This is a genomic window from Luteimonas sp. AC640a (assembly GCF_979256585.1).
Map to the genome: position 1 here is coordinate 440,275 of NZ_CEEDOV010000007.1, position 16,517 is coordinate 456,791.

The 16,517-nt window shown below is 66.5% G+C and carries 16 protein-coding genes, 1 tRNA gene, 1 other RNA gene and 1 riboswitch; of the genes, 12 read left to right on the forward strand and 6 right to left on the reverse strand.

What is annotated here, in order from left to right; translation table 11 throughout:
* Positions 1-75 precede the first annotated feature (75 nt).
* The 3 genes from serC to aroA are packed head-to-tail and all read left to right on the forward strand — an operon-like array spanning position 76 to position 3,657.
* Complete coding sequence (gene serC / locus ACZ9YD_RS06285; protein WP_465074264.1) at positions 76-1,176, forward strand: 3-phosphoserine/phosphohydroxythreonine transaminase; 1,101 nt, start codon at positions 76-78, stop codon at positions 1,174-1,176.
* Entirely contained in the window at positions 1,169-2,347 is a 1,179-nt protein-coding gene (pheA, locus tag ACZ9YD_RS06290; RefSeq protein ID WP_465074265.1) for a prephenate dehydratase, read from the forward strand. The genes serC and pheA overlap by 8 nt, the downstream gene beginning before the upstream one ends.
* Positions 2,344-3,657, forward strand: coding sequence for a 3-phosphoshikimate 1-carboxyvinyltransferase (aroA, locus tag ACZ9YD_RS06295; RefSeq protein ID WP_465074266.1), 1,314 nt, complete (start codon positions 2,344-2,346; stop codon positions 3,655-3,657). The genes pheA and aroA overlap by 4 nt, the downstream gene beginning before the upstream one ends.
* Positions 3,658-3,797: 140 nt before the next feature.
* Here aroA and ACZ9YD_RS06300 read toward each other — a convergent pair whose 3' ends face one another.
* Together ACZ9YD_RS06300 and ACZ9YD_RS06305 are read right to left on the reverse strand one after the other, a co-directional pair.
* Entirely contained in the window at positions 3,798-4,334 is a 537-nt protein-coding gene (locus ACZ9YD_RS06300; RefSeq protein WP_465074267.1) for an energy transducer TonB, read from the reverse strand.
* 81 nt (positions 4,335-4,415) lie between these two features.
* Entirely contained in the window at positions 4,416-5,090 is a 675-nt protein-coding gene (locus tag ACZ9YD_RS06305) for an energy transducer TonB (protein ID WP_465074268.1), read from the reverse strand.
* Positions 5,091-5,227: 137 nt separating this feature from the next.
* On the opposite strand from ACZ9YD_RS06305, the gene serS reads away from it, so the two are divergent.
* The 4 genes from serS to ACZ9YD_RS06325 all read left to right on the forward strand — a co-directional run bounded on the left by serS (position 5,228) and on the right by ACZ9YD_RS06325 (position 8,548).
* A complete protein-coding gene (gene serS / locus ACZ9YD_RS06310; RefSeq protein WP_465074269.1) occupies positions 5,228-6,508 on the forward strand; it encodes a serine--tRNA ligase in 1,281 nt (426 codons plus the stop codon).
* Positions 6,509-6,628: 120 nt separating this feature from the next.
* On the forward strand, positions 6,629-7,630 hold the full coding sequence (locus tag ACZ9YD_RS06315) for a LysR family transcriptional regulator (RefSeq protein WP_465074270.1): 1,002 nt from the start codon (positions 6,629-6,631) through the stop codon (positions 7,628-7,630).
* 100 nt (positions 7,631-7,730) lie between these two features.
* Positions 7,731-7,820, forward strand: a tRNA-Ser gene (locus ACZ9YD_RS06320).
* Positions 7,821-8,005: 185 nt separating this feature from the next.
* On the forward strand, positions 8,006-8,548 hold the full coding sequence (locus ACZ9YD_RS06325; RefSeq protein ID WP_465074271.1) for a hypothetical protein: 543 nt from the start codon (positions 8,006-8,008) through the stop codon (positions 8,546-8,548).
* Positions 8,549-8,774: 226 nt separating this feature from the next.
* On the opposite strand, the gene mntP is transcribed toward ACZ9YD_RS06325, so the two are convergent.
* Entirely contained in the window at positions 8,775-9,368 is a 594-nt protein-coding gene (gene mntP, locus ACZ9YD_RS06330; protein ID WP_465074272.1) for a manganese efflux pump MntP, read from the reverse strand.
* Between the two features lie 17 nt (positions 9,369-9,385).
* Positions 9,386-9,551, reverse strand: a riboswitch (yybP-ykoY riboswitch).
* A gap of 213 nt (positions 9,552-9,764) precedes the next feature.
* Between mntP and ssrA the strand changes: the two genes are divergently transcribed.
* Together ssrA and ACZ9YD_RS06340 are read left to right on the forward strand one after the other, a co-directional pair.
* Positions 9,765-10,118, forward strand: a transfer-messenger RNA (tmRNA) gene (gene ssrA, locus ACZ9YD_RS06335).
* A 71-nt stretch (positions 10,119-10,189) separates the two neighbouring features.
* The gene (locus tag ACZ9YD_RS06340; protein ID WP_465074273.1) at positions 10,190-12,385 is read left to right on the forward strand and encodes a CHASE domain-containing protein; all 2,196 of its coding nucleotides are present in this window, start codon (positions 10,190-10,192) and stop codon (positions 12,383-12,385) included.
* A 40-nt stretch (positions 12,386-12,425) separates the two neighbouring features.
* Here the strand turns inward: ACZ9YD_RS06340 and smpB are convergent, their stop codons facing one another.
* Positions 12,426-12,926: an SsrA-binding protein SmpB gene (gene smpB, locus ACZ9YD_RS06345; protein WP_232135454.1), complete on the reverse strand. Its 501-nt coding sequence runs from the start codon at positions 12,924-12,926 to the stop codon at positions 12,426-12,428.
* 38 nt (positions 12,927-12,964) lie between these two features.
* Between smpB and ACZ9YD_RS06350 the strand changes: the two genes are divergently transcribed.
* Complete coding sequence (locus ACZ9YD_RS06350) at positions 12,965-13,399, forward strand: type II toxin-antitoxin system RatA family toxin (protein WP_465074274.1); 435 nt, start codon at positions 12,965-12,967, stop codon at positions 13,397-13,399.
* On the forward strand, positions 13,396-13,674 hold the full coding sequence (locus tag ACZ9YD_RS06355; protein WP_465074275.1) for an RnfH family protein: 279 nt from the start codon (positions 13,396-13,398) through the stop codon (positions 13,672-13,674). Before ACZ9YD_RS06350 ends, ACZ9YD_RS06355 begins: the two co-directional genes overlap by 4 nt.
* Before the next feature lie 23 nt (positions 13,675-13,697).
* Here ACZ9YD_RS06355 and ACZ9YD_RS06360 read toward each other — a convergent pair whose 3' ends face one another.
* Complete coding sequence (locus ACZ9YD_RS06360; protein WP_465074276.1) at positions 13,698-14,084, reverse strand: outer membrane protein assembly factor BamE; 387 nt, start codon at positions 14,082-14,084, stop codon at positions 13,698-13,700.
* Between the two features lie 118 nt (positions 14,085-14,202).
* Here ACZ9YD_RS06360 and fur point away from each other — a divergent pair, with 118 nt between their 5' ends.
* Positions 14,203-14,607 (forward strand): ferric iron uptake transcriptional regulator, encoded by a 405-nt coding sequence (gene fur / locus ACZ9YD_RS06365; protein WP_465074277.1) that lies wholly within the window; start codon positions 14,203-14,205, stop codon positions 14,605-14,607.
* Positions 14,608-14,734: 127 nt separating this feature from the next.
* Here the strand turns inward: fur and recN are convergent, their stop codons facing one another.
* Complete coding sequence (gene recN, locus ACZ9YD_RS06370; RefSeq protein ID WP_465074278.1) at positions 14,735-16,402, reverse strand: DNA repair protein RecN; 1,668 nt, start codon at positions 16,400-16,402, stop codon at positions 14,735-14,737.
* Positions 16,403-16,517 lie beyond the last annotated feature (115 nt).

The window sequence follows — 16,517 nt, forward strand, 5'->3', positions numbered from 1 at the left end:
AACCATCGGATGCACGTCAAACTGCTGCGCTGCGGCATACTTGCCGACCCCGAAATCCGTTCCGTGGAGTGTTCAATGGCGCGTGCATACAACTTTGCCCCGGGACCGGCGGCCCTGCCTGAAAGCGTGCTGAAACAGGCGCAGGCGGACATGCTGGAGTGGGGCGATGCCGGCGCGTCGATCGTCGAGATGAGCCACCGCGGACCGGAGTTCATGGAGGTCGCCACACGCGCCGAGGCCGATCTTCGCACGCTGCTCGGTGTGCCCGATGACTACGCGGTGCTGTTCCTCCCGGGCGGCGCGACGACGGCGCAGGCGCTGCTGCCGTTGAACTTCGCGAACCGGGGCGACACGGTCGATTACGTCATCACCGGCCATTGGGGCAAGACCGCGCTCAAGCAGCTCACCCCGGCGGTCTCCGCGAATATCGCCGCCAGCGGCGAGGCGGATGGCTACCGCACGATTCCCGCACGCGAATCCTGGCGTCTGACGCCGGGCGCGGCCTATGTCCACATCACCGCGAACGAGACGATCCACGGCGTCGAGTACCGGCCGGCGTGGGGCGAGCCCGCGCCCGATACCGGCAACGTGCCGCTGTTCGCCGATTTCAGTTCCAGCATCGCGTCCGAGCCGATCGACATCTCGCGCTACGGCGTGATCTACGCCGGCGCGCAGAAGAATCTCGGCCCAGTCGGCATCTCGGTCGTCATCGTGCGTCGCGAGCTGCTTGAGCGCGTAGGTATGCCGCGCGCCGACATTTTCAATTACGGCTCGCAGCTCGCCAACGATTCGATGCTCAACACGCCGCCCACCTGGAACTGGTACGTGGCCGGTCTCGTATTCCGCTGGATGCTCGACGAGGGCGGTACCGTGGAATTCAACCGCCGCAGCAACGAGAAGGCGGCGCTGCTCTACGGCGCGATCGACGGCTCCGGTGGCTTCTACCGAAACGAGATCGATGCCGCCGTGCGCTCGCGCATGAACGTGCCGTTCTTCCTCGCCGACGAAGCGCGTAATGCCGCGTTTCTCGAAGGCGCGCGCGAGGCCGGCCTGATCGGCCTCAAGGGCCACCGCGTGCTCGGCGGCATGCGCGCATCCATCTACAACGCGATGCCGGTCGACGGCGTCCGCAGCCTCATTGCCTACATGCAGGATTTCCAGAAGACCCATGGCTGATTCGAAGAAGAAGACCGCGGTGGCCGCACAGGCGAAGAAGCCTGCGGGCGCGAAGGTCGACGCTGTGAAGGCCGCTGCCACCGCAGGTGTCGCCAAGCCCGATCTCGACGCGGTCCGCGCGCAGATTGACGGCATCGACCGCCAGATCCAGACGCTGATCGCCGAGCGCGCGCAGTTCGCGCGCCAGGTCGGCAAGGCCAAGGGCAAGCTCGCCGCGGCTGTCGACTATTACCGGCCCGAGCGCGAAGCGCAGGTGCTGCGCCGTGTCGTCGACCGCAACGACGGCCCGCTGTCGGATACCGAACTCGTGCGCCTGTTCCGCGAGATCATGTCCGCGTGTCTCGCCCAGCAGGAACCGCTGAAGATCGGCTACCTCGGCCCGGAAGGCACGTTCTCGCAGCAGGCCGTGCACAAGCAGTTCGGCCACTCGGCCAAGGGCCTGCCGCTGGCCAGCATCGAGGAAGTGTTCGACGAGGTCGCCGCCGGCAATGCGGATTTCGGCGTAGTGCCGGTCGAGAACTCGGGGCAGGGCACGATCCAGTCGACGCTCGACATGTTCCTGACCTCGCCGCTGAAGATCTGCGGCGAAGTGGAACTGCGCGTGCACCAGTACCTGCTCTCGCGCACCGGCCGCATCGAGGACATCGAGCGCGTGTACTCGCATGGTCTGTCGCTGGCGCAGTGCAAGTCGTGGTTGCGCGAGAACCTGCCGGGCGTGGAGAAGCACGCGGTGGTCAGCAATGCCGAAGCCGTGCGCCGGGCGAAGAAATCCGACGACGCGGCCGCGATCGCCGGCGAGAACGCCGCGCACGTTTACGGCATGCAGGTGCTCGCCGGCCCGATCGAAGACCGCAGCGACAACACCACGCGCTTTCTGGTGATCGGTCGCGGCGCGTTCCCGACCTCGGGCAACGACCGCACCTCGCTGATGGTGTTCATCCGCGACCAGCCCGGAGCGCTGTATCGCATTCTCGAGCCGCTGGCGCGTCGCGACATCAGCATGAACCGCATCGAATCGCGCCCCGCGCACGGTGCGCTGTGGCAGTACGCGTTCTTCATCGAGGTCAACGGCCACGTCGACGAATCGCCGTTGAAGGACGCGCTGGGCGAGATCGACGCGTTCGCCGGCGAGGTCCGCGTGCTCGGTTCCTACCCGGTCGCCGTGCCGTGAGCGAGGCGTCGTGGATCGCGGCGCCGGGTGCGCCGCTGCGCGGTGAAGTGCGGGTGCCGGGCGACAAATCGGTCTCGCACCGCGCGATCATGCTGGCCGCACTCGCCGACGGCACCTCGCGCATCGAAGGCTTTCTCGAAGGCGAAGACGCACGTGCGACCGAGACGATCTTCCGTCGCCTCGGCGTCGCGATCGACACGCCGGCAGCGGGTGAGCGCGTCGTGCACGGCGTCGGCATCGACGGCCTGCGCGCGGCCGACGGTCCGCTCGACTGCGGCAACGCCGGCACCGGCATGCGTCTGATCGCCGGCCTGCTCGCGGGCCAGGCCTTCGACAGCACGCTGGTCGGTGATGCATCGCTGTCGAAGCGTCCGATGCGCCGCGTCACCGAGCCACTGGCGCAGATGGGTGCACGCATCGACACCGGTGACGGCGGTGTACCACCGCTGCACGTGCACGGTGGCACCCCGCTGACCGGCATCGAATTCGACAACGTGCTCGCCAGCGCGCAGGTCAAATCCTGCCTGCTGCTCGCGGGTCTGTACGCCGATGGCGAGACCGTCGTGCATGAAACCCGTCCAACCCGCGATTACACCGAGCGCATGCTCGCCGCGTTCGGCTGGCCGGTCGAATTCGCGCCGGGCATCGCGCGCCTGCGCGGCGGCCACCGCCTGCGCGCGACCGATGTGCGCGTGCCGGCGGATTTCTCGTCGGCCGCGTTCTTCCTCGTCGCCGCGTCGATCGTGCCCGGCTCCGATGTGCTGCTGCGCCGCGTCGGCATGAATCCGCGTCGCACCGGCCTGCTGCATGTGCTGCGCCTGATGGGCGCCGACATCGTGGAATCCGGCGCGGGCGAGGAGGGCGGCGAGCCGGTGGCCGACCTCCGTGTGCGTCATGCACCGCTGCACGGAATCGATGTGCCCGAGCAGCACGTGCCGGACATGATCGACGAGTTCCCGGCGCTGTTCATCGCCGCGGCCTGTGCATCGGGCGTGACCCGGGTGACCGGCGCGCACGAGCTGCGGGTCAAGGAATCGGACCGCATCGCGACGATGGCCGCAGGCTTGCGTGCGCTCAATGTTGAGATCGAAGAAGCGCTTGATGGCGCGACGATCACAGGTCGCGCGGATGGCGTCGGTGGCGGTCGCGTCGACAGTCATGGCGACCACCGCATCGCGATGTCGTTCGCGATTGCCGGTCAGCGCTCGCGCGGAGAGGTCGCCATCGGTGACACCGCGAATGTTGCGACCTCGTTTCCGGGGTTTCTGGAACTGGCGGAGACCGCAGGGTTCTCGCTGCGCAACGGCTGACGTGTGGGAGCGCGCTGAGGACGGTCGGTTAAAATCTCGATTGCGCCCGAGCGCGTTCCTGTAGAACAGCGGCGCCAAACCAGAACGCCCGCATCCGGAGATGCGGGCGTTCTGCGTTCAGCGCACTTCAACTGCGTGGATCAGCCTGCATCCTGCAACTTGAAGTCAATGGGCACGCGCACCGCGCTCGCGGTCGGCTTGCCGCCCTTGATCGCCGGCTCGAACTTCCAGTCGCGCACGGCCTGCTGCGCGGCGCGATCGAGATCACGCGAACCGCTGCGCTTCTCCACGGTCACGTCGGTGGCGTTGCCATTCGCGTCCACCTGCACCAGCAGGATCAGCGACCCTTCTTCGCGGCTGCGTGCGGCGGCCGGTGGATACGGAATTTCCGGCTGCGCGGCCGGGCGTGCTTCGCGATCGGCCGTACGGGCGGGCGTCGTGTCGGCACGGGGCGTGGTGCGGGTCGCGGGTTCGCGTTCGGCGGGCGGGGCGGCCGGATCGTCGATGACCGGCGTCGGCGGCAGTTCGGGCGTGTCAGTGGTGCCGCGCTGAGTCAGCGCGTACCAGCCAATCGCGACCAGCACGACGAGCAAGAGAATCCATACGAGCGGGCTTGAGCCCTTGCGCGGCGGATCCTGCGGTGGGGGATCGATAGGACGCTGCATGGGATCGCTCATGGCCGCACCTCCTTACCTGAATGAGTGCGGCGAGCGTCCCACGCAGGATGTGGACGTGATGTGCACTGTGAACGCGCGGGGTCAGCCGCTTTCGGGTGCGAACGAGAACGGAATCCGCAACTCGCCGGGGACCGGCTGGCCGTCGCGCATCGCCGGTTCGAAGCGCCAACGACGCACTGCGGAGACGGCCGCGCGATCGAGGCGGCGATGCTGGCTGCTGCTGACGATCTCGACATCATCGACCCGGCCGTTGGCGCCGACCGTCACGCGCAACAGCACGTCCCCACGTTCGCCACGTCGCATCGACGCGCGCGGATATTCTGGCTGCTGCGTAGAGACCGGACGCGGCACGCTGGTCGGCAGATCGGTGGCAGCGGTCGTGACCGGCGGCGCGGGCGCCTGGTCCACGGGCGCTGCGACAGGCGCGGGCGACGGTGCGGTCTGTGGCACATGCGCATCGATACGCACGGGCGTACGCGTGTCCTGCGGACTGGCGTAATCGAGCCCCCGGTCGGTACTGCCGGCGGCGGGCAATGGCGCGGGCAGGGGTGTCATCGCACGGTCGCCGGCCACTGCAGGGATGTCTTCGCCGTCGCCACCTGCATCCGTCGACGGACGCGCCAGCCACAGCAGCGCGAACAGCAGCACACCCGCGACGCAGCCACCGACCACGAACCACCACGCGCGCCCGCTCGGCATCACGTCGCGCAGAGTGCGGCGCAAGCGGACGGACAAAGGCGGAGACGAAGCGGACATGGCGGGCTCCTCGACGTGGCGCCGCATTCTTGCACACGCCTTCGCGCCTACTGTTCGGCACGCGGACGCAGCGGGCGCGTCCTGCGGGAATCCGGGCGATAATGCGGATTCCGTTATCGATAAGCCGAAGCCCCGCCATGCTCGATCCCAGCCTCCTGCGCCAGCACGTCACCGATACCGCCGCGCGACTGCGCGAAAGCCGCGGGTTCGAACTGCCGGTGTCGCGGATCGAATCGCTGGAGGCGGAACGCAAACAGATCCAGGTACGCACGCAGGAACTGCAGAACCTGCGCAACACGCGCAGCAAGGCGATCGGCCAGGCCAAGGCCAAGGGCGAGGATGTCGCGCCGCTGCTGGCCGAGGTCGCCGGTTTCGGCGACGCACTCAAGGCCAGCGAAGCGCGTCTGGTCGAGATCCAGGCCGATATCGAGTCGATCGTGCTCGGGGTGCCGAACCTGCCCGATGCCGGCGTGCCGGTGGGCCGCGACGAATCCGACAACGTCGAGCAGTCGCGCTGGGGGACGCCACGCACGTTCGACTTCGAAGTCCGCGACCACGTCGCATTGGGTGAACGCCATGGCTGGCTCGATGCCGAAACGGCAGCCAAGCTCAGCGGCGCGCGTTTCACCGTGCTGCGCGGCAAGCTCGCGCGCCTGCATCGTGCACTCGCGCAGTTCATGCTCGATCTGCACACCAACGAACACGGCTACGAAGAAACCAGCGTGCCGTTGATCGTCAACGCCGACACCATGCGCGGCACCGGCCAGCTGCCGAAGTTCGAGGACGACCTGTTCGCGACGCCGTTCGGCGACGAGACGCGGTATCTGATTCCGACCGCCGAAGTGCCGTTGACCAACATCGTGCGCGACACGATCGTCGAGGCCGATCGCCTGCCGCTGCGCATGAGCGCGCATTCGCTGTGTTTCCGTTCCGAGGCCGGCAGCCACGGCCGCGACACGCGCGGCATGATCCGCCAGCACCAGTTCGAGAAGGTCGAGATGGTGTCGATCGTGCGGCCCGAGGACAGCGACGCCGAACTCGAGCGCATGACGCGCTGCGCCGAAACCGTGCTCGAGAAGCTCGGTCTGCCGTACCGCAAACTGCTGCTGTGCACCGGCGACATGGGCTTCGCCGCGCGCCGCACTTACGACCTGGAAGTCTGGCTGCCGTCGCAGGAGACGTATCGCGAGATCTCCTCGTGTTCGAACACCGGCGATTTCCAGGCGCGACGCATGCAGGCGCGCTGGCGCAATCCCGAGACGGGCAAGCCGGAGCCTGTGCATACGCTCAACGGTTCCGGCCTTGCGGTCGGCCGCACGCTGATCGCAGTGATGGAGAACTACCAGCAGGCCGACGGTTCGATTGAAGTGCCCGAGGCTCTGCGCGGCTACATGGGTGGGCTCACGCGCATCGATTGATCACGCAGCAAGACCTGTGTCCTATTTGGAACGATTGGCAGCGATAGATGCCGTCTGTTGCGAAATTGGAATAAAGGTGGTGGAATATCGCGGATTGTTCTGATAGCGAGGTTCCCCCACATGCAGGATCTCAACGATCTGTACTACTTCGCGATGGTCGTCGAGCACGGTGGCTTCGCGGCCGCCGAGCGTGCACTTGGCATTCCAAAGTCGCGCCTGAGCCGCCGTATCAGCCAGCTCGAAACCGAGCTGGGCGTGCGTCTGCTGCAGCGCTCCACGCGTCGTTTCGCGGTCACCGATGTCGGCCAAAGCGTGTTCCGCCACGCGCAGTCGATGCTCGCCGAGGCCACGGCCGCACGTGAGGTCGTCGACCGCCTCAGCGCCGAGCCGCGCGGGCTCGTGCGCGTCAGCGTGCCGGTCAGCATCGCCCAGCAGTCGATTCCGCAGATGCTGCCCGAGTTCCTCGCGCGCTATCCGCAGGTCCGCGTGCAGTTGCATGTCAGCAACCGTCGCGTCGACGTCATCAACGAAGGTTTCGACGTCGCGGTGCGCGTGCGCTCCAAGCTCGACGATGACGGCAGCCTGGTGATGCGCAGCTTCGGCCAGATCCAGGAACTGCTGGTCGCCAGCCCCAGTTATCTCGACCGCATGGGCCGCCCGAAGGATCCCGACGAACTCGACCAGCACACGACGATGAGCATGGGCGAGGACGAAGTGAAGCAGCGCTGGGATCTGCAGGCCAACGACGGCACCACCCGCCGCGTCGAACTCAAGCCCCGTGTCGCTGGGTTCGATTTCCCGATGCTGATGGCGCTGGCCAAGCAGGGACTCGGCATCACGATGCTGCCCGAAACCCTGTGTGCCGAAGCCGTGCGCAACGGCGAGCTCGAGGTCGTGCTGCCCGACTGGCATCTGCCGCAGGGCATCGCCCACGCCGTGTTCGCCTCGCGCCGCGGGCTACTGCCGGCGGTGCGGGTCTTCATCGACTTCCTCGCCGAAAAGCTGCCCCCGCTGATCGAAGCCTCCAGCCTCGACTGCCGCAACTGCGAGAAGAAGCCGATGCCAGGCGCTGTGCCACCGCCGCGTATCTCCACCGCTGCGGTGCGTGCGACAATGGCCTGAACCCACAACGCCGCGCGAATACGCGTGGCGTCTGGTTCGGCGGTCGATGGTCAAACCGCCGCGTCGTGTGAGCGGCGCTGGTGATGAAGCGGTACACATCGGAGAGATGGCCGAGTGGTTTAAGGCAGCGGTCTTGAAAACCGCCGAAGGGTCAAACCTTCCGTGGGTTCGAATCCCACTCTCTCCGCCAATGCCCGTTCGCGTCGCGGACGCGATTTTGCAGTACCGGCATTTCGATGCCCAACTCCCGCCTTCGCATCTCTTTTTGGTCACCGCCGCGAGACAGTGACGGCCGTTGCTTCGTCCATCGGCGTTTGCGCACGGCGACGCCTCTAGACTCGCAGCAGGGCAATCTGCAACGCAGAAAGGTGCGAAATGAAGCAAGCGAAATCAATGGCGATCGCGCTTGCAGTGACAGGCCTCGTCGCTGGGGGCGTGTCCTGGAGTGACCTGCGTCGCGGCTACGAGGATGCTCGCGCCTCGTGTGATGCGTCGGCAGTCGTCCCGCATGGCGCATCGTCGCATTCGTCCCAGCCCGCTTCGGCAGCGTTGCCCAGAGAACCGGCGGCTGACGCATCGGCAACGACACAGGGCTCGTCGTCTCGCATCTCGGGCCCCAGAAAGGTCGGCGAGGCTGCATCAGCGGAGCGGGATTCTCTCGCTGCGAACGCGGAATTCCTGCTTGCACGCGCTTTGGTGCTCGATCACCTGCGCGATCCGTCCACCGCCGAGTTCCGCCATGAGCGGGCGTTGCAGGGCGGCGAGGTCATCTGCATGGAGGTCAATTCGAAGGACGGCTTCGGTGGGGACGTCGGCTTCACGCAGGCCGTGGTGATTGCGCGGCCTGATGCGGCGCCGGTGGTCTGGGTCGACAACACACTTCAGCATGTCGCGCGCGCAGCGTGCGAGACGGCATAGCGGGGGTTGCGATCTCACCCGCCAGGCGACGTTGTATCACCGTCCCGGAAACACGCGTTGACCCGGTGCAACGAGGTCGCGGTCACGCACCTGCCAGTGCGCGTCACGCCCGCTTCCTCACTGGCCTCGATTGCGGTCTCGGCAGCAGGCCTTCCATGGATCTCTGCGTACTTGGCAGCGATCGCCGAATGCGCGCTGCGCATGGCGGCCATCGACCGCTCGCTGATCAGCCGATGCCGATGCCGCCGCCTTTCCCGGACAGGTGCTCATAGAGAATCACGCTGCCGATGATGATCAGAATCAGGCCGCCGATGATCTCCGCACGTTTGCCGACGATCGCGCCGAGCGCGCGGCCGAGCATGATCCCGGTCGTCACCATGAGCAGCGTGCAGACACCGATCACCGTCGCGACCAGCAGGATGTTGACGTCGAGAAACGCGAGGCCCACGCCGACCGCCATCGCATCGATGCTCGTCGCGAACCCGGTCGCGGCGAGATTCCAGAACCCATGCGGACGTGCGTCGACGTCGCCGCTGTCGGGCGCGTCTTTACGGAATCCGGCCAGCACCATGCGTGTACCCAGCACGCCGAGCAGCACGAACGCGATCCAGTGGTCCCATGCGGTGACATAGGCGGCTGCTGCGAGTCCAAGGGCCCAGCCGATGATCGGCGTGACGCCTTCGATGACACCGAAGATCGCGCCCGCGCGCAGCGCTTCTGGAAAACGCGGCCGCTGCATGGCTGCGCCTTTGCCGATGGCAGCGGCGAAGGCATCGGTCGACATGGCAAAGCCGATCAGGATGATCGAGAGTAGGGACATGCGAAACACTGCTTCGGGTCGGGCGTGGACCATGCACAGCACGCCGGCGCGCCCAACCACTGTTGCGCCGGCATACCGCTGGTCTCGCCAACCTGGACTGGTTGCCTGCACCACGATCGCGACGGATCGAGTGTGTTGATACAGGCGCTTCCGCGATGCGGAAGCCGGCTACTCCCCAAGGGGACGCGCATGCTAGCAGCGTGTTTCAGACAACGCACACGTATAGCCGATGACATGATCGACGCCGATATGAGGCCACGCATCTGGTGCCCTGCGCGCGGCGAGGGCAGGGCGTGCAGGTCGGCGGGTGAACCGTGAGTACGCATCATCGATGCGTTGCTTGAGATACCCGGCGGCGGCCTTATACTGCGGGTGTCAGAGCGACTTCTGACTCCCGGGGGTGCCCAGGCTTCGACGGGGGTTGCGAAATTGCCTGGTGCATGCCGAGGGGGCGACTTTCCTCGTTAATCCAGTAGCAAACTTTTAGTTGCCAACGACGACAACTACGCTCTCGCCGCTTAAGGCGTAAGCCCCGAACCTACTTGTGCCCGTGCTCGTAGATGTAGGGTCATTATCACGGAACCGGCTGTGATGGCTGCCTGTCAGTCACGGCTTAACCAAAGCAGGCTGGTCCTGGGGTGCGCTTCGCACACCGTGCTGCCACAGGACGAGATCCAACGGTGAGCTAAGCATGTAGTACCGGGGATGGAGTGCCTTCGGACGCGGGTTCGATTCCCGCCACCTCCACCATTTGTTGAAAAAACGGGCCTTCGGGTCCGTTTTTTTTTGGTCGATTCGTGCGCGCTCGTTATGCTGTCGTGATGGCCGCGTCCACGCCGCACCACACGCCTCCGATCACACGCGTCCAGTCCGTCTGGCGGCTGCGCCGTAGCCACGTACTCGCCGGTCTCGTGCTGCTGGGTTCGCTGCTGATGGTGGCGCTGTACGCGCGAGGCGCCGGCGAGCGCGAGCGCCGGTTGGCCGAAGCGAGCTTCATCGCAGACGCCGATCAGCTGGCCGAGACCGTGCGTCAGCGCTTGCTGCAGTACGAGCTCAGCGTCCGTGGCGGCGTGGCACTGCATAGTGCAGCGGTCGAAACGCCGACTGCGCGGCAATGGCGCGGCTACGTCGATGGTCTGGATATCCGCCGGCAGTTGCCCGGCCTGATGGGCATCGGTTACGTCGCCTATCTCGATCCGCAGTCGTTGACCGAACTGCAGTTGCGCCAGCGTGCCGCTGGCGAAGGGTTGTTCACGCTGACGCCGCGAGGCTTGCGGCCTCACTACGGGGCGATTCTCTACTTCGAGCCGGAGGTCGATTCCAGCCGGCTGACGATTGGCTACGACCAGTACAGTGATCCGACCCGCCGTGTCGTCATGGATGCGGCCCGCGACAGCGGCGAAGTGCGGTTGAGCGCGCCGTTGCGCCTGCGCCAGTACGGGCGCGAAGGGCAGGCGGGCGTGCTGCTGTTCGCTGCGGTGTATCGCACGGCGCGTCTGCCGCTGTCGCAGGCCGGGCGCGAGAACGCGCTGGTGGGTTGGGTCTACGCACCGTTCCGCACTGCGGAATTCATCGATCGCTCGATGATTCCGGTCAATCGCAATCTCGCGTTCCGGATCGTCGATGTCAGCGAGGGCGGGGACGCTCCGTTGCTCGCGTCCGACGACTGGGTCGCCGGTGACGAAAGGCAAGTGCTGCATTCCGTGACCCAGCAACTCTATGGTCGCAGCTGGCGATACGATTTCCAGCACGTCGGTCCGCTGACCTCGGCCGGCATGCGCGAGCTGCAGGCCACGTTGATCACGGGCGTCGTGGCATCGCTGTTGCTGTTCGCGATGGTGATGACGCTGGCGCAGACCCAGTCACGTGCGGAGACGCTCGCGCACCAACTCAGCGATTCCTACCGTCGCAGCGAACAGCGCTTCCGCAACGCGATGCAGTACTCGGCGATCGGCATGGTGCTGCTCGATCGCAATGGCGCGATTCTCGAAAGCAATCCGGCCATGGCCGAGATTGCCGGTGTCAGCCAGGCGACGCTGAGCGGCACGTTGTTCAAGGGGTACTTCACGGACGTGCATGACGATCTCACGCGCACGCAGGAGATGCAGGCCTTGCACGAGGGCGTGCATCGCAGCACGCGCCGGTTGCGCCGGCACGATGGCGACATCCGAGAGGTACATCTGGCGTCGACTCTGATGCCCGGCGACGACGTCAATGACGTGGCGCGGCTGGTCCAGGTCGATGATGTGACCGAACGCTTGCGCGCGGAAGCCCAGGTACATGCCCTCAACCGCACGCTGGAATCGCGCGTCGAGCAGCGCACGCGCGAGCTCACCCAGGCCAATCACGAACTCGAATCCTTCGCCTATATCGTCTCGCACGATCTGCGCGCGCCGCTGCGCAGCATCGACGGCTTCGGCCGCATCCTCGCCGAGCGCTACGACGCGGTGATCGATGCGCAGGGGCAGGACTATCTCGCGCGCGTGCGCAACGCCGCTTCGCGGATGGACGAGTTGATCGATGCGCTGCTGAAGATGTCGCGGATCAGCCGCGGCGAATTCAAGCGCGCGGCACTCGATCTCACGCGCATGGCGACCGATGTGCTCTCGGAGCTGCGGCAGACCGAACCGGGCCGCGAGGTCGCGGTGCGGATCGCACCGGGTCTGCAGGCCGAGGGCGATCCCGCGCTGGTGCGCAATCTGCTCGAGAACCTGCTGGGCAATGCCTGGAAATTCACCGCGAATACCGCGCGCGCGACGATCGAGTTCGGCGTCGAGCCGGGCGGGGTGTTCTACGTCGCCGATAACGGGGCAGGGTTCAACGCCGATTACGCCGGCAAGCTGTTCCGCCCGTTCCAGCGTCTGCATCGCGATGACGAATTCAAGGGCCACGGCGTGGGGCTGGCCTCGGTGCGGCGCATCGTTGAACGCCATGGCGGCACGATCGAGGCCACCGGACGGCCCGATGGCGGTGCGACGTTCCGCTTCACGCTGGCGTCGGTCGCGCAGCGACGCTGATCGAACCCCGCGCGTCGTTTCACGCGCGCGGGAAATGCGATCAGGCGTTCTTGTTGTGCGCCCGCATCGCGCGCTGCTTGTCGCGCGCCCAGTCGCGATCCCGCGCAACGTCGCGCTTGTCGTGGCTCTGCTTGCCCTTCGCCAGCACGACTTCGGCTTTCACCTTGTTGCCTTTCCAATACAGCGACGTGGGCACCACGGTGTAGCCGTCGCGCTGTACCCGGCCGATCAGCGTATCGATCTCGCGCCGGTGCAACAGCAGCTTGCGCGTGCGATGCGGATCGGCGATCACGTGCGACGAAGCCTGGCTGAGCGGCGTGATCTGCGCACCGATCAGGAACAGCTCGTTGTTCAGGACCATCGCGTAGCTCTCGCCGATGATCGCGCGGCCCGCGCGGATCGCCTTCAGCTCCCAGCCCTGCAGCGCGAGGCCTGCTTCGAAGCGGTCTTCGAAATAGTACTCGTGGCGCGCGCGTTTGTTCAGCGCGATGGTGCCCGTGCTGTTTGCCTTATCCTTGTCTTTGCCGCTCTTCTTGCTCATCCGTCCATTGTCCCTGAAGCAGGTCCCCCAGGCGAGTCATGCCCAAGATCGAACGTAGTGCCCTCGTCGGGCAGCCCGCCGAGCGCATGTACGCGCTGGTCAACGATGTCGCCGCCTATCCCCGTCGCTTCGCCTGGTGCGATGCCGCGGAAATCCAGGAGGCGACCGAATCGCGCATGGTCGCGCGTCTGGATCTGGGCCTCGGTGCACTGCGCACCTGGTTCACGACCGAGAATACGTTGTCGCCGCCCGCCAACATCGACATGCAGCTGCGCGACGGTCCATTCAAGTCGCTGCATGGCCGCTGGACCTTCGCCGCACTCGGCGACGATGCCTGCAGGGTCACGCTGCTGCTCGAATTCGAACCCAAGAGCCGGCTGATGCTGCCCGCGCTTACCCTCGGCTTCAAAGGCCTCGCTGACCGCATGGTCGACGATTTCGTGCGGGTCGCCGAACGCGAGCCCGCTGCGTGAAAGCGGTGCGCGCGGTCCGGGCCAGGCCCGGGCACCACGATGACTGGACGCTGCAGCTGGATGACGCAGCGACAGTCGCCGAAGCGATCGAAGCGATACGTCAGATCGCACCGGCCTCGCTCGATGCCGTCGCCGGATATGCGGTGTTCGGTGTGCGGGTGCAGCCCACCACGCTGCTGCGGGATGGCGACCGTCTTGAACTGCTGGAGGCCCTGCAGATCGATCCGAAAGATGCGCGCCGACGACGCGCGGCTGCAAGCCGCGGCGGAGGCTGAAAATTTAGTGTCTGGCGAGCCGATCAGCGGCGCTGGTTGCCCTTCTCACGCGGCAGGTTGCCGAACTTGCGCATCTCTGCAGCCAGTTCTTCGTCGCGCTTCGGGAAGTATTCGCCTTCCCAGCGCGCAAGCTGGTCGTTCTCGAAGAACACGGTGAAGTTTTTGATCTCGGTGCGGCCGCGACGGTCCACACGCTGCGACGCGGTGTAGTCCCAGCGCTGGTGGTGGAACGGGTCTGCGATCGACGGCGTGCCCAGCAGCGCTTCGACCTGCGCCTTGCCCATGCCGACCTGCAACTGCTCGACCGCCGAGCCGTCGATCAGGTTGCCTTGGTAGATCGGCTGCTTGTACAGCAGGCCGCAACCGCTGGTGGCGAGGGCGAGAACCGGAACGAGAAGAAGCTTGTGCATGCGTGGGTGACGGCCTGGAATGACCGCCCGATGATACACTGCGCGCCACGCCGCAACCGCGATCCAGGCAGCTGGCGTTCAACCCCCAGTGGCATGCCTGCCTGTATTCGGAGACACCATGGAATCGCTCGACCTGCGCAAGGCCGGACTGAAAGTCACCCATCCGCGGATGCGGATTCTGCAGCTGCTCGAGCAGCGTACGCCGCGCCAGCACCTGACGGCCGAGGCCATCTATCGTCAACTGCTGGAGCAGGGCGACGAGATTGGCCTGGCCACGGTTTATCGCGTGCTGACCCAGTTCGAGGCCGCCGGCCTCGTGCTCAAGCACAACTTCGAGGGCGGCCACGCCGTCTATGAACTCGACCGCGGCGGCCATCACGACCATATGGTCGATGTGGACAGCGGCAAGATCATCGAATTCGAAAGCGACGAGATCGAAGCGCTGCAGCGGCAGATCGCCGACCAGTACGGCTACATCCTCGAAGAGCACTCGCTGGTGCTCTACGTGCGCAAGAAGCGCTGACGTTCTTTTCGCAGGCGGCCGCGATGTGCGCGGACGTCAGTGTTCAGTTCACAGGCCGTTGCCGCGCCTCATCAGGTTCTGGCGTCAGTGACCGCAGCGGTATTCGTCCGCGCGGCTGCGCATCCCCTCACACCATGCCCTGCAGCAGCTTGCGGGCCGCGGCGCGCGCTTCCTTGCTGACGTCGACGCCGCCGAGCATGCGTGCGAGTTCCTCGGTGCGCTCGCCGGTGTCGAGCAGGCTGACCCGGCTTTCGGTCGCGCCCTCGGCGCTGGATTTGTGCACGCGGTAATGCGTGTGGCCCTTCGAGGCCACCTGCGGCAGATGGGTCACGCACAGCACCTGACGGCTTTCGCCGAGCGCGCGCAGTTTGCGGCCGACGATGTCGGCCACCGCGCCGCCGATACCCGAATCGACTTCGTCGAACACCATCGTCGGCACGGCATCGTGGCCGAGCGCGGCGACTTCGATCGCCAGTGAAATGCGTGACAGCTCACCGCCCGACGCGACTTTGCGGAGTGCGCGCGGCGGCTGCCCGGCGTTGGCCGACACCATGAACTCCACACGCTCGGCGCCTTGCGGATCGGGGCGGGACGTCTCGACCTGTTCGATCGCGACCTCGAATACGCCGCCGCCCATGCCGAGTTCGTGGATCAACGCGGTGGTCGCGCTCGACAGCGCCTTGGCTGCCTTACGGCGTGCCGCGCCGAGACGGTCGGCGGCGGTGCGCCAGCGCCCCATCGCGGCTTCGATCTCGTCGTCGAGTTGCTTCAGGCGCTCGCCGGCGCCATCGAGCTGATCGAGCTCGCCGGCCAGACGCGTCTGCACATCGATGAGTTCTTCCGGGGGCACGCGGTGCTTGCGCGCGAGTTCATGCAGCCGGCCGAGACGCTGTTCCAGCGTCTCCAACTGCTCGGGATCGATATCGAGATCGTCGCGGACCTGCCCCAGCAGCAGCGTGGCTTCGTCGAGCTGGATCGCCGCGGCGTCGAGCATCGCGTCCACATCGCCCAGCCGCGGCTCGTGTGCGCGCATCCGCGCCAGATCGTGGCGCAGCGCCTGCAGCGCCTGCGGCAGGCCGAGATCGTCGTCGCCGCGCATGCGCTCGAGCGCGGTGTCGCAGGTCTGGATCAGGCCGGCCGCGTTCGAATGGCGGCGATGGCTCGCGAACAGGTCGGCCACCGCGTCGGCGGCGAGCGATTCGCCGTCGAGTTCGTCGAGCTGATGACGCAGCCAGTCGCGACGCTCGGCGACATCGCCGATGCCGACCAGCGCGTCACGCTCGTCGTGCAGTGCGCGCCAGGCCTGCGCGGTGCCGCGGACTTCGGTGAGCAGCGCGCCATTGCCGGCCTGCGCGTCGAGCAGCGCGAGCTGGCTGCCGCGGGCGAGCAGGGCCTGATGTTCGTGCTGGCCGTGGATTTCGACCAGATGCCCGGCCAGATCGCCGAGCTGGGTGATCGTCGCCGGACGTCCATTGATCCAGGCGCGCGAGCCGCCGTCGGCGCGCAGGGTGCGGCGCAGCTGGCAGGTGTCACCATCATCGAGTTCGTGCTCGCGCAGCCAGCGCAGCGCAGGCGCGGCATCGTCGAGTGCGAACTCGGCATGCAGCTCGGCGCGCTCGGCACCGTGGCGCACGATGCCGCTGTCGGCGCGCTGGCCCGACAGGAAGCCCAGTGCATCGACCAGCAAGGATTTGCCGGCGCCGGTTTCGCCGGAGATGACGGTCAGGCCTGCGCCGAACTCCAGATCCGACTGGCTGGCGACGGCAAAATTGCGGATGGCGAGATGGGTCAGCATGGGTGCGGATTGTGCCTTGGCGCGTTGCGGACGAGTAGATCGGCGAGTGGATCGGCACTCGACGGTGCGCTGAATACCGTGCTTCCGTCTCACGGCTGGAGAATGCGGCGCTTGC

Bases quoted from the DNA above. Each gene is read 5' to 3' on its own strand.
- serC (WP_465074264.1), top strand. From the start codon at position 76: ATGGCGCGTGCATACAACTTTGCCCCGGGACCGGCGGCCCTGCCTGAA.
- pheA (WP_465074265.1), top strand. From the start codon at position 1,169: ATGGCTGATTCGAAGAAGAAGACCGCGGTGGCCGCACAGGCGAAGAAG.
- ACZ9YD_RS06300 (WP_465074267.1), bottom strand. From the start codon at position 4,334: ATGAGCGATCCCATGCAGCGTCCTATCGATCCCCCACCGCAGGATCCG.
- ACZ9YD_RS06305 (WP_465074268.1), bottom strand. From the start codon at position 5,090: ATGTCCGCTTCGTCTCCGCCTTTGTCCGTCCGCTTGCGCCGCACTCTG.
- serS (WP_465074269.1), top strand. From the start codon at position 5,228: ATGCTCGATCCCAGCCTCCTGCGCCAGCACGTCACCGATACCGCCGCG.
- ACZ9YD_RS06315 (WP_465074270.1), top strand. From the start codon at position 6,629: ATGCAGGATCTCAACGATCTGTACTACTTCGCGATGGTCGTCGAGCAC.
- ACZ9YD_RS06325 (WP_465074271.1), top strand. From the start codon at position 8,006: ATGAAGCAAGCGAAATCAATGGCGATCGCGCTTGCAGTGACAGGCCTC.
- mntP (WP_465074272.1), bottom strand. From the start codon at position 9,368: ATGTCCCTACTCTCGATCATCCTGATCGGCTTTGCCATGTCGACCGAT.
- ACZ9YD_RS06340 (WP_465074273.1), top strand. From the start codon at position 10,190: ATGGCCGCGTCCACGCCGCACCACACGCCTCCGATCACACGCGTCCAG.
- smpB (WP_232135454.1), bottom strand. From the start codon at position 12,926: ATGAGCAAGAAGAGCGGCAAAGACAAGGATAAGGCAAACAGCACGGGC.
- ACZ9YD_RS06350 (WP_465074274.1), top strand. From the start codon at position 12,965: ATGCCCAAGATCGAACGTAGTGCCCTCGTCGGGCAGCCCGCCGAGCGC.
- ACZ9YD_RS06360 (WP_465074276.1), bottom strand. From the start codon at position 14,084: ATGCACAAGCTTCTTCTCGTTCCGGTTCTCGCCCTCGCCACCAGCGGT.
- fur (WP_465074277.1), top strand. From the start codon at position 14,203: ATGGAATCGCTCGACCTGCGCAAGGCCGGACTGAAAGTCACCCATCCG.
- recN (WP_465074278.1), bottom strand. From the start codon at position 16,402: ATGCTGACCCATCTCGCCATCCGCAATTTTGCCGTCGCCAGCCAGTCG.